The sequence below is a fragment of the Rhizobium sp. TRM96647 genome, assembly GCF_025780115.1.
Lineage (GTDB): Bacteria > Pseudomonadota > Alphaproteobacteria > Rhizobiales > Rhizobiaceae > Mycoplana.
The window spans coordinates 41,481-53,380 of record NZ_JAOXHF010000013.1; the positions used below are offsets into that span (position 1 = coordinate 41,481).

Consider the following 11,900-nt stretch of genomic DNA (forward strand, 5'->3'; position numbering starts at 1 on the left):
CGTCTCGCGCCTTCTGTCGGCTCAAATGTTTGATTTACAGTCCCGCGACGCGTCGTAGGTCGTCCTTTGCGCCAGGCGCCGTTGCAAGCACGGGAGCACCTTTCGTCAGCCGGTCGCCCGCAGTCGGGAATTGATGATACCAACCGCCCGCTTCCTTCACGAGGCAAAAGCCGGCAAGGCAGTCCCAGGCGTGCATATAAGGCTCGTAGTAACCGACCAGGCGCCCGGCAGCGACATAAGCCAGCATTAACGCGCCCGACCCGTTACGGATGAAATTGCCGCCGGCGGAGAGAAGATCCTCAACCATCTTAGCGACGACCTGCGGGGCTACGTAATTGTTGGCGCCGATGCCTGTCACCGCGTTGCGGATGTTGCGGGACCCGTCGAGCAGGAGCGGCTTTCCGTTCAGCGTCGCGCCGCGGCCGGCAGCGGCCGCATAGACTTCCTGGTGACAGGGCGCAGCTATGACGCCGATGATTGGTTCGTTATCCTTGAGCAGCGCAATCGAAACGCACCAGTTTGGCATGCCGTTGACGAACGGACTGGTGCCGTCAATTGGGTCCACGACCCAGATGAGCCCTGAAGTGCCTGGCTGCAGACCGTATTCCTCGCCGAGAAAGCCGTCCTCGGGAAACGTCTCCGCGACGCGTTTCCGGATCAGGTTCTCAACCTCCCGGTCGGCAACCGAGACCACGTCCTGCGGATCGCGCTTCTGTTCGATCACCAGCGTTTCGCGACGGTTGAAATAGTCGAGCGCAAGCGCGCCCGCCTCCTCGGCCATGGCGCAGGCAAGCATGAAGCGAGGGTCGGTATTGGTTACGGTGTCAAATGCCATAGGAAAATCCGAGTTCATTGAGGTCAGACTGTATGAGGGCTATGCCCCGATCCCGGAAACCGACGGCGACGCTGGAGGCTGTTTCCAGCGAGCGGTCCACGGCGGGATCCACGACGAAGAAGGTGCCGGCCGCTGTCTTCACCTCGTATTCCACATGATCGCCAAGATAGGCGGAATGGGTGATGGTTCCGGAAAGCGCTGCATCGGAGGCGGGTTCGAGGGTAACGGCGTTGGGGCGGACGGCAAGGCGGGCAGGGCCGGGTCGTGCACCCCTGGCCGGGATGATATGTTCCAGAGCGCCGATGCGAATCCGGGCCCGATCGCCCTCGGAGGTCAATACCTCGCAATCGACGACATTCGCCTCGCCCATGAAGTCGGCGATGAAGGCGGATGCGGGGGCCTCGTAGAGCTCGCGTGGCGAGCCCGCCTGGGCTATCTCGCCGTCTTTCATGATCACCACCCTGTCGGAGACGGCAAGCGCCTCGTCCTGGTCGTGGGTCACATAGACAGCGGTGAAGCCGAGCCGCTGCTGCAGTTCGCGGATTTCGGTCCGTACCCGGCGGCGAAGGCGGGCATCGAGATTGGAAAGCGGCTCGTCGAGCAGCAGCACCTGGGGCTCGAGGGCGAGGGCGCGTGCGACCGCCACGCGCTGCTGCTGGCCGCCCGAGAGTTCCGCAGGCAATCGCTGCCCAAAGCCGCCCAGGCCGACAAGTTCGAGGACCGCTTCGGCCCGCTCTCGTGCCTCCTTCTTCTTCAGGCCCGAGGATTCGAGGCCATAGGCGACATTGTCCAGGACATTCATGTGCGGGAAGAGGGCGTAGGACTGGAACACCATCGAAACGTCACGCTCATTGGCGGGCAGCATGGTGACGTCCCTGCCACCGATCAGGATGCGGCCGGCGCTCGGATGTTCGAGCCCGGCCAGCATGCGTAGCGTCGTGGTCTTGCCGCAGCCGGACGGACCGAGCAGTGTCACGAGCTCTCCCGGACTGATTGTGAATGACAGATCCGGGATCGCGACGAAGGCGCCGAAAGTCTTGCACACATTCTCGAAGACCACCGAACCGGCCGAATTGCTCTTCATGCGGTTTTCTCCTGGGGAATGGGGAGGCGGGCGTGCGATCCAGCGACACGGTTCTCGCGCCGCAATCGCCGTTCACCGACGAGATACTGGAAGCCCGTGATGATGGCGACCATCACGACGATGAGGGTCGAGGAATAGGCAATCGCCACTCCGTACTCGCCGTTCTCGACAAGGCCGACAATGTAGGACGTTGCCATGTTGTATTCGGCACTGACCAGAAAGATGACCGCGCTGATCGAGGTGATGGCACGCACGAAGGAATAGACCAGTGCCGCATTGATCGCGGGCCTGAGCAGCGGGAGTACCACCTTGCGGATCGTCCTGAAGCTGTCGGCGCGGAGCGTTAGCGATGCCTCATCGAGACTTTTATCGAGCTGGCTCATCGCTGCCACGCCGCCGCGTACGCCAACTGGCATGTTGCGGAAGACGAAGCAGGCGACCAGGATAGCGGCCGTGCCCGTCATTTCCAGCGGCGGCAGGTTGAACGCCATGATGTAGCTGATGCCGATGACAGTGCCAGGGATGGCGAAGCTCATCATCAGCGCGAATTCGAAGAGTTCACGGCCCGCGAATTTCTGCCGCACAATGAGATAGGCTGTGAGCAGGCCGACAGCGGCGGTGAGCGGTGCAGAGACAAGCGCAATCTCCATCGTGGTCCAGAAGGAGTTCCAGGCGACGCCTGTCCAGGCCACACCATCCGCCTCGAAGCTGATGGAGAAGGCCTTGACGTAGTGGGCGAACGTCAGGGAGTTGTCGAGGCCCCAGGTCTTCACGAAGCCGCCGAACAGGATCATGCAATAAACGACGACGGTGAAGATCATCCACGGAATCACCAGCGCATGGACGGCGATCGAGATGGGCTTCGGCAGCGCCGCGTGCTGGCCGGAATCGCCCTTGCCGGTCACCGTGGCGAAGTTCTTACCCGAAAGCCAGAGGCGCTGGGCAAAGAAGGCGGAGAGCGTGAATACCAGAAGGATCATGGCTAGAACCGCTGCCCGTGTCGGATCGTTCTGCGAACCCACGACCGCGAAGAATATGTCCGTCGACAAGACGCCGTGGCTACCGCCGAGCACCATGGGGTTGCCGAAGTCGGCCATGCTTTCGATGAAGGCGATCAAGAATGCATTGGCAAGGCCGGGCTTCATCAAGGGTAGGGATATGTGGCAGAAGGTGCGCCAGCGGTCAGCGCGCAATGTCTGCGACGCCTCTTCCATCGAGGGGCTGACGCCCTCGACAACACCGATCAGGACGAGGAACGAGATCGGTGTGAAAGAGAGAACCTGCGCGATCAAGATGCCGCTGAGACCATAGAGCCATCGGCCGGGCTCGATGCCGAAGACGGAAGACAGCGTTTGCGTCACGACGCCCGAGCGGCCGAAGAGCAGGATAAGTGCGAGGCCGACGACGAAAGGCGGCGTGATGATCGGCAGCACCGTCAGCAGTCGCAACCCCTTTTTGAAGGGAAAGCGGGTGCGCGTGGCGAGCAGCGCGAAGGCGAGCCCCATCACAGTTGAGCCGGTGGCGGTCAGGATCGCCAGAAACAGCGTACGCCAGGCGACGCCGCAGCGGTTTCCGCCAACGACGCAATCGAGGCTCCAGATCGAAGGGTCGACGATGTTCTTGGCGAACCCCTCGGAATTGAACGAGCCGTCGAAATCCTGAAAGGCACCGACGAACATGCTGCCAATCGGATAGAAGACGAAGATCACCACGAGGAAGACCAGCATCGTGATCGAGGCGACAATGAAGGCATCGCCGCGCATCGCGCCGCGATCCGCAAGTCCGAACGCGAAGAGGAGGACGAAACCAAGCGCCATGATGACCGCCCCGGCGCCCATGGAGGGCTGGCCGTCCTGAAGCGGGCCGAACAGGCCCTCGCCGATCGTCCAGGCCCAGCCGGAAAAACCAATTGCGAGCCCTTGGAGGGCAAGGAAGACGACGCCCACGGCGCCGATCCAGGCGAACAACGTGCCGCGGCGCATAGGGTCATCGATGTAGCGCGCGCCCATGCCCGCCAGCATCATCAGCACTGCGATCCCCAGCCACCAGCGGCCATATGAAAAGATCTGCAGGATGCCAGGCGCACTGGCGGCGTCTCCCGGAAAACCGGCTAGCCAATCCAGGGCGAAGAAGCCACCGTCGATGCGATACCATGGCAGGAGGAGGAAGGCGGCAACACCGAGCGCGAGCACGATCGTCACCCGCCGTCTGCTATTGTCCATGTCCAGCCTCGGTCAATCAAGAGAAAACCGGGCCCGCGGGGAACCGCACGGCCCGGCACAGGCTCAGTTGGCGTTTGCGCCAATTTCAGAATCCCACCGCTCAAGTAGGGCCTTGCGCTTCGCCGGATCGCCAAAAGTCTCGAAGTCGTAGTCGATGAGCTTGATGTCTTCGAACTTGGGCGACTCCTTTGGGATTTCGGCATTCTTGTTGGAGGGAAGCTGGAAGGACTTCGCATCCTTCATGTGTGACTGCACGTCTGCCTTGAGTGCCCAATCATACCAGATCTCGGCGTTCTCAAGGTTTTTGGCGCCCTTGATGATCGACATCGAGCCGATCTCGTAGCCCGTGCCCTCGCAGGGGGCGCCGACGGTCACCGGGAAGCCTTCGACCTTCTGGGCAACAGCATCATGCATGAAGACGATGCCGAGCGCGGTTTCGCCCCGGGCGGCGGCCTTTACCGGCGCCGAACCGGACTTGGTGTATTGGGAAACGTTGGCGTTAAGCTTGTTGAGGTATTCGAACGCTTTATCCTCGCCCATGATCTGCACGAGCGTTGCGAGAGCCGTGTAGGCAGTGCCCGAGGAATTCGGGTTGGCGATCTGGATTTCGCCCTTGAGGGAGACGTCGAGCAGATCGTCCCAGCACTTTGGCTCCTTCAGATTCTTCTGCTTGAAGATGTCGGTATTGAAGCCCCAGCCGAGCGCCCCGGCATAGACGCCGACCGTTTTGTAACCCGAGCTTTCGGCCTGGCGTACGGCCCAGTCGTTGAGTTCGGCCAGCATGGGCGATCTATACTCCTGTGTCAGGTTCTCGGCTGCGGCCTGCATATGCGGGTCGCCCGTGCCGGCCCACCAGATATCGGTCTTCGGATTGCGGGCCTCGGCGCGGACCTTGGCATAGGTCTCGCCGGAAGACAGGCGCACCATGTTGACCTTTATGTCGTGCTCCTTCTCGAAACTGTTCTTCATCTGCTCGCAAATGACGACGTCAGCCGAGCAGATCAGGTTCAGATCGCCCGCTGCCTGACTAGAGTGAGCCAGAAGCGACGTACCCGCCGCCAGCCCTGCGGCGACCCAATTGATAGATGTCATGATATCCTCCTCAAATCATGGCCCGTGCGACATCCTCCATGCCGCTCGCTTTGCAAGCGTGTGCAAAGGCTCGCATACAAAAAAAGAGGTTGTCAACAGCAGGCCGGCAATTCGAATAGACGAATCGACTGAAATGGATTGCACAGCATTGCAATACTGTGCAAGAACGCGTGCAATCCACTGGCCAAGAGGGACCCATGAGCAAGGTATTTGTCAGCGCGCAGGAGGTAGCCGAGCGGGCCGGCGTCTCACGGTCTGCAGTTTCCAGGACGTTCACGCAAGGTGCCAGCGTTTCTGCGGAGACGAGGCGCAAAGTGCTCGAAGCCGCAGAGAGTCTTGGTTATCACGTCAACCACCTCGCACGCGGGCTCATGCGCAATGAGAGCGGTATTGTCTGCCTGATCGTTTCCGAGATCGGCACGCCCTACCGCTCGGCCCTGATCCGGGCGATCACCCAGCAATTGCAGCTTTCCGGCAAGATTGCCATGCTGATCAACACCGACCGCTCGGATGGCAGCGTGGATCTCGCGCTGCGCCAGGCGATCCGATACCGAGCGGATGCGTCGATCATCCTCTCGGGACTGCCTGACAAACGCATCGCCCAGCTCTGCCTCAAGAGCGGACAGAGGCTTGTGCTGATCAACAGGGATGACGACCAGGAAGGGCCGCTTCGGATCAATCTCGATGACGCAGAAGCTGCCCGGCGCGTCCTGACTGCTTTCGTCCGCGCCGGCCGCCGGAACCTCGCCTTTGCCAATTCCGAAGCTGGCACGCCGAGCTTGATGGCGCGGGAAAGCGGCTTCATCGCCGCTGCAAAGGAGATGCAACTGGAGGTCACCATCGCACGCTACGGTCATACAGGCTATGAGGCCGGTCGCGTGCTGGCGCAACGCCTGCTGACTTTGCCGCATCGTCCTGATGCGGTCTTCTGCGCCACTGACCTCATCGCCTGTGGCTTCATGGATGCGGCCCGCCAGCAGTTCTCGATCTCGATCCCCGACCAGCTCTGCGTCGCCGGCTTCGACGACATCGAACAGGCCTCCTGGGCATCTTACGATCTTACAACCTTCGCTCAACCGGTGGATGAAATTGCGCGGACAGCCGTCATGTGGCTTTCACAGGGGCAAGATCTGAACGAGCGCGTGACGCTGCACGCCGAACTGGTTTGGAGGTCATCAATCCGCGGCGGCTGAGACAATGACACATTGAATATCCGCTTGGCGAAGCGGAGATCATGTCCGCCCTTGAATCCGAAGCGCGGATCAAAGTCCTCTACTGCCGCCGTCAGTGTTCGGAAATGCCCGAAACAATCAGGCGCACACCGCAGTCGCCCATCACAAGTCCGGCCGCTCGGTCGATCCAGGCCTTGACTGCCAGGTAGATCTGTCTCGGACGCCTGCGTGACTTGAACGAGGCCAACTGCACATTTTATCACTACAGCCGAGTGCCGCAGTCGCGAGCGAAGTCGCATTCCGAGGCTGCCTGCTATCTGGAGCGCCGTAAGCAGTTAGGCTTCGATTCCTCATTTCAGTTAGGGCAGGGGTCTTCATGGCCAGAGCCAAATTCAGCGACGATTTCATGGGCGACGGGTCGACACGCTCCTTCGGCCATGGAGGCATGCTCAGCACTTAGTTCAAACGCTGTACCATGTTCAACTCGTCGCTTTCGGCGACGTGGCCCGGGAAGCCATCAGGAAATCGGCCTACCCGATCGTCGAACGATGTCGGCCAAGCTTCTCGGCGATGATCGCAACACTCCACCCAGCCGTGCGCCAGCGGGCAACCTTCCGTGCATCCATGTCGATATGGGAATAGGTGCGTTTTATTGCAGCTTCGTTGGAAGCGACAACTATTGGCATGCTTGGCAAGCCGCACTTCATCCTTGAACCCACCAATATTTTTTACGGGCTTCAGCCGCCGCGCTTCGTGCGGTCCGAACTTGTGCGGGCTTTTTCCAGATGGCGTCGCATCAGCTCGGATGCCCGTGCCCGGTCGCCTTCCTCCAGCGCCGTGATGATGCGCAGATGCTCCTGGCACCACTCGCGCACCCGACGGGAATTGTTGTAGCTCGCAAATTCAAGAAGGCGGCGGAGCCGGTTCTGCTGCTGGATCGATTGCAGCAGGAAGGTATTGCCCGAACATTCAGCGATGGTTTCGTGGAAGCTCGCGTCGAGCTCGAACAGCTGGCGCGGGGGGAGGCTATTGATGTCCGGACGCGCCAGCAGGTTCAGGTGATCCATCCGGATGTGCTCCAGCGCCGTGGGGTGCGGGCGGAAGCTGTCCATCAGGATGCCCGATGGCTCTATGACGCGGCGGAATTCGTAGCTCGCATCGAGCGCGAACTTCGTGTCGAGCGTCGGCTGAAAGGTCCAGTTGCGGCCGGGGCCGCGCGTGATAAGACCATCGGCCATAAGCGCCGCCAGCGTCTTCTGGAGCACATTGCGATCGACCCCGTAGCGCCGTGTGATCTCCGCCTGGCCGACGGTCTCCTCAAGCTGGTGGGTGAGGCGGTCCTCAACGATCCGGGCATAGAGATCCTGGTGTGGCGCGGTCGGCACGTCCACTTCGACGCGGCCGAGCGCTTCCGCGCCGATTTTCATAAAGAAGCCCTTGTTGCGGCGGGCTTCGACCACGCCTTGTTCCTCGAGCAGCATCAGGGCCGCGCGGATCGGCGTGCGCGAGACCTGCAGCATATCGGCGAGCTGCTGCTCGCGAAGGTGATAGTCCGCCTCGAATCGCGATGCGCGGGCCAGATCGATGATGCGATTGGCGAGGAGATAACGATTTTGCCGAACATTCTTGTCCATGGAAGCCGCTGAATTGTATAGTTCTTTGCCGATAATACAGGCAGACTGCGCAAATTTCGCACGCGATCCTGCCGCATATTCCCACAATTACACCTATATTCTCGAAAGAGAAGCCTGAATCTCGGGAAATTCAGAGCAATCCTAGCCTTCTGGTTGAAATAGGCAATGCAGAACACCGCAAGAAGTCGGGTTGACGGCTTCACAGGTGGATTGTACATTTGGATAAGTTAAGAACAATGAGGCTTCACTGAAGAGGCCCAGGCGTGTTTTCATTCTTGCTACAACAATGGGGAACTCGATATGAGTCTGAACATTCGCACAGTCCTTTTCGCCACCGCATCCCTCGCCGCCATGGCCTTTTCCGGCGCTGCCGCCGCCCAGTCGCTCGAGGGCGTCAAGCTCGTCGAGGAAGGCAAACTGACCTATGGCGTCGCTGCCAGCTTCGCGCCGTTCGAATTCGTCAACAATGGCGAACTCTCCGGCTTCGATATCGAATTTATCAAGGGCATCTCGGAAAAGCTCAAGGTCGAAGTCGCGCCGATGAACATGGAGTTCAAGGGCCTGATCCCCGCGCTACAGGGCGGCCGCATCGACATCATCAACTCAGCCATGTACATCAACCCGACGCGCTCCGAGCAGGTCGACTTCGTGCCGTACCTGAAGATCGGCAACAATGTCATGGTCCAGGCCGGCAACCCGAAGGGCATTACCGGCCGCGACGACACGATCTGCGGCAAGACCGTTGCGGTGACGCTCGGCGGCATCTCGGAAAGCCAGGCGCGCGCCGACAACGACCGCTGCACCAAGGCCAATCTCGGTGGCGTGACCGTGCTGACGCTCCCGACCGCGCAGGACAGCGCGTTGTCGCTGAGCCAGGGCCGCGCGGACGCCAACTATGAAAGCACGCCGGGTGCCGTCATGGCGCTCGAAAAGATGCCGGGCGTCTTCGAAATCGCCGGCGAGCCCTTCGAGATGGACACACAGATCGGCATCGCAACGCCGAAGGGCGCGACCGGACTCCAGGCGGCGCTCGCCGCCGCCATCAAGGCCATGGCCGAGGACGGATCGTACCAGGCACTGATCGCCAAGTACAAGCTGCCGGCATCGGTATCACTTTTCGACTGATCGGTTTTCCCCGCCGGGGGCATAACCGCCCCCGGTCATTTCCTCAATGCATTTGCGGCGCTCGCGCCGCCTCCAAACAGGGAAAGCTGACTTATGTCACTTGATCTGGTGTTCCAGTATCTCCTTTCGCCCACCTTCTTCCATGGCGCGGCGATGACCCTGCTGATCACGGTCGGCTCCCTCGTCTTCGGCCTGCTGGCCGGCCTCCTGATCGCGCTCCTGAACCAGGTGAAATTCGCCCCGGTCCGGCTGATTGCGGTCTTCTATCTCTGGCTTTTCCGCGGCACGCCCGTACTGTTCCAGATCATCTTCATCTACAATGTCTTGCCGACCTTCGGCGTCAGGCTGACGGCGATCGCCTCGGGCATCATCGCGCTGTCGCTGAACGAGGGCGCCTACATGGCGGAAATCATCCGCTCGGGCCTGCAAGCCATCAAGAGCGGCCAGCGCACCGCCGGCATGGCGCTCGGCATGACGAAGATGCAGGTCATGCGCTTCGTCGTGATGCCGCAGGCCGCCCGAATTATGCTGCCGCCGATCGGCAACCAGACGATCGGCATGCTGAAGACGTCTGCGCTCGTTTCGGTCATTGCGGTCGAGGAACTGCTCCTCGTCGCCAATCAGACGGCGTCTGCCACCTTCCGCTATTTCGAGGCGCTATCGGCCGCCGGCATCTACTACCTGGCGCTCACCACCATCTTCATGGCCGGGCAGTACTGGATGGAGCGCGCGCTGGAGCCCAAGCGCAGCCGTGCGCCGAAGCGCTCGCTGCTCTCCATCCTCGCCGCCCCCGGCGCCGACAAGCATTGAGGTCCCCGATGAACGCTTCCCCCTTCCTAGACGTCGTCGGCGTCAACAAGCATTTCGGCCCGCTGCATGTGCTGAAGGATTGCTCCTTCTCGGTTGACAAGGGCCAGACGGTCGTCCTCATCGGCCCGTCGGGCTCGGGCAAATCGACGCTGCTGCGCTGCCTTAACCTTCTTGAGCCGCCGGACGAGGGCGCGGTCCGCTTCGAAGGCAAGGACATCACGCAGGATCTGAAGAACGCGCATCTGCTGCGTTCCAAAATCGGCATGGTCTTCCAGAATTTCGAGCTGTTCCAGCACCTGAACGCGGTCGAAAACATCATGCTCGCCCCCATGAAGGTGCTCGGCCTTTCGAAGCTTGACGCCCATGACCTCGCGGTCGATCTCCTGCAGAAGGTCCATATCCCGGACCGCGCCGACCATCTGCCGGACGAGCTCTCCGGCGGCCAGCAACAGCGCGTCGCAATCGCCCGTGCGCTCGCGATGAAGCCGCAATTGATGCTCTACGACGAGCCGACCTCGGCGCTCGACCCGGAAATGATCCGCGAAGTGCTCGATGTCATGGCGGAGCTCTCGGCCGACGGGATGACGTCGGTTTGCGTAACGCACGAGATGGGCTTTGCGCGCCGCGCGGCTGATCGCATCATTTTCATGGAACAGGGCTCGATCATCGAAAACGCGACGAGCGACGTGTTCTTTAGCGGCGAAGCCTCGGAGCGCGCGCGCCAGTTCCTCAACCAGATCCTGCACTGACATTCAGGGACGTTTGACATGACCACTACCCCCGACGCATCCCGCATGAAGCGGGAGCTGGCCGAACTCGTCGCCATCAACTCCGAAAACCCGCCGGGCGGTGAGGGTAAAGTAGCGGAATGGGTCCGCGACCGCGTTCAGCCGCTCGGTTTCGGCGTTTCGCTGATCGAGTACCAGCCAGGCCGTTTCAACGTCGAGGCGATCTTTGACAACGGCCCCGGCAAGGTCTTCGCCTTCAACACGCATATGGATACGGTGCCCGCCGGCGACGGCTGGACCTCGGACGCCTTCACGCTCACCGAGCGCGACGGAAACCTCTATGGCCGGGGCGCCAATGACTGCAAGGGCCCGCTCGCGGCCATGATCGAGGCGATGCGCATCCTCATTGCCGAAAAGGACAGCTGGTCCGGTACGCTAATGGCCGTCTTCACAGGCGACGAGGAAGTGGCGAGCGCCGGTGCACGGCACTATGCGGCGGGCAAGCCGAAGATCGACGCGGTCGTCGTTGGCGAGCCGACGGGCAATGCCTGTTTCTCCGCGCATAAGGGTTCGTTCCGCCCCGTCGTCCGCGTCCTCGGCAAGGCCGCCCATTCCGGCAGCCCGCATCTCGGCGAAAACGCGATCTTCCGCGCCGGCGAACTGATGCCGCTCATCTCCGCCTTCCACAACGAGGTGCTGGCCAAGCGCAGCCACCCGCTCGTCGGCAATCCAAGCCTGACGGTCACCCGCATCAAGGGCGGCCATGCGGACAACGTCATTCCGGCCGAATGCGAGCTCCTGCTCGACCGGCGTCTTATTCCCGGCGAGACGGATGGGAGCGCGGAAGCGGAAATCCGCGCGCTGCTCGTGGAAGCCGGCGAGAAGCACGGCATCCGCGCCGAGATCGTCGGCTATCACCCGACGACGGGCGGCGCGACCGACACGCCGGAAACGGCACCGGTCGTCCAGGCCGCTATCGCCGCCTGTGCCGCAGCCGGTGTGGCCGAACCCGGTCCCTTCGGTTTCCAGGGCGCCTGCGACCTTGTCCACTTCATCGAGGCCGGTGCCGAAGGCGTCGTCATCGGGGCAGGAGACATCCGCGTCGCCCACCGGCCGGACGAATTCGTGCCGACGGACGAGTTCGTCGCAAGCGCGGCGATCTACGCCGACGTCGCCCGGCGCATCCTCGGAGCTTGAT

Annotated in this window: 10 protein-coding genes and 1 pseudogene; 5 read left to right on the plus strand and 6 right to left on the minus strand. The window is 61.6% G+C overall.

All coding sequences use genetic code 11. The annotated features are described in order from the left end of the window. Positions 1-34 precede the first annotated feature (34 nt). The 4 genes from OCK02_RS20815 to OCK02_RS20830 all read right to left on the minus strand — a co-directional run bounded on the left by OCK02_RS20815 (position 35) and on the right by OCK02_RS20830 (position 5,233). Positions 35-835: an inositol monophosphatase family protein gene (locus tag OCK02_RS20815; protein ID WP_263814680.1), complete on the minus strand. Its 801-nt coding sequence runs from the start codon at positions 833-835 to the stop codon at positions 35-37. Then, complete coding sequence (locus OCK02_RS20820; protein WP_263814681.1) at positions 825-1,919, minus strand: ABC transporter ATP-binding protein; 1,095 nt, start codon at positions 1,917-1,919, stop codon at positions 825-827. The genes OCK02_RS20815 and OCK02_RS20820 overlap by 11 nt, the downstream gene beginning before the upstream one ends. After that, the gene (locus OCK02_RS20825) at positions 1,916-4,141 is read right to left on the minus strand and encodes an ABC transporter permease (protein WP_263814682.1); all 2,226 of its coding nucleotides are present in this window, start codon (positions 4,139-4,141) and stop codon (positions 1,916-1,918) included. Before OCK02_RS20825 ends, OCK02_RS20820 begins: the two co-directional genes overlap by 4 nt. Before the next feature lie 63 nt (positions 4,142-4,204). After that, complete coding sequence (locus OCK02_RS20830) at positions 4,205-5,233, minus strand: ABC transporter substrate-binding protein (RefSeq protein ID WP_263814683.1); 1,029 nt, start codon at positions 5,231-5,233, stop codon at positions 4,205-4,207. A gap of 197 nt (positions 5,234-5,430) precedes the next feature. Here OCK02_RS20830 and OCK02_RS20835 point away from each other — a divergent pair, with 197 nt between their 5' ends. After that, positions 5,431-6,426, plus strand: a complete 996-nt coding sequence (locus OCK02_RS20835; RefSeq protein ID WP_263814684.1) for a substrate-binding domain-containing protein — start codon at positions 5,431-5,433, stop codon at positions 6,424-6,426. 515 nt (positions 6,427-6,941) lie between these two features. Here OCK02_RS20835 and OCK02_RS20845 read toward each other — a convergent pair. After that, positions 6,942-7,058, minus strand: a pseudogene (locus OCK02_RS20845) (IS30 family transposase); the annotation flags it as partial. An 84-nt stretch (positions 7,059-7,142) separates the two neighbouring features. After that, positions 7,143-8,039 carry a GntR family transcriptional regulator gene (locus OCK02_RS20850; protein ID WP_263814685.1) on the minus strand — a complete coding sequence of 299 codons (897 nt, stop codon included), beginning with the start codon at positions 8,037-8,039 and terminating at the stop codon, positions 7,143-7,145. Positions 8,040-8,339: 300 nt separating this feature from the next. Here OCK02_RS20850 and OCK02_RS20855 point away from each other — a divergent pair, with 300 nt between their 5' ends. From OCK02_RS20855 to OCK02_RS20870, 4 genes are all read left to right on the plus strand, one after another. Beyond that, positions 8,340-9,164: an ABC transporter substrate-binding protein gene (locus tag OCK02_RS20855; RefSeq protein WP_263814686.1), complete on the plus strand. Its 825-nt coding sequence runs from the start codon at positions 8,340-8,342 to the stop codon at positions 9,162-9,164. A 93-nt stretch (positions 9,165-9,257) separates the two neighbouring features. Beyond that, a complete protein-coding gene (locus OCK02_RS20860) occupies positions 9,258-9,974 on the plus strand; it encodes an amino acid ABC transporter permease (RefSeq protein ID WP_263814687.1) in 717 nt (238 codons plus the stop codon). An 8-nt stretch (positions 9,975-9,982) separates the two neighbouring features. Then, complete coding sequence (locus tag OCK02_RS20865; RefSeq protein WP_263814688.1) at positions 9,983-10,723, plus strand: amino acid ABC transporter ATP-binding protein; 741 nt, start codon at positions 9,983-9,985, stop codon at positions 10,721-10,723. A gap of 18 nt (positions 10,724-10,741) precedes the next feature. After that, positions 10,742-11,899, plus strand: a complete 1,158-nt coding sequence (locus tag OCK02_RS20870) for a M20 family metallopeptidase (RefSeq protein WP_263814689.1) — start codon at positions 10,742-10,744, stop codon at positions 11,897-11,899. Position 11,900: the final 1 nt, after the last annotated feature.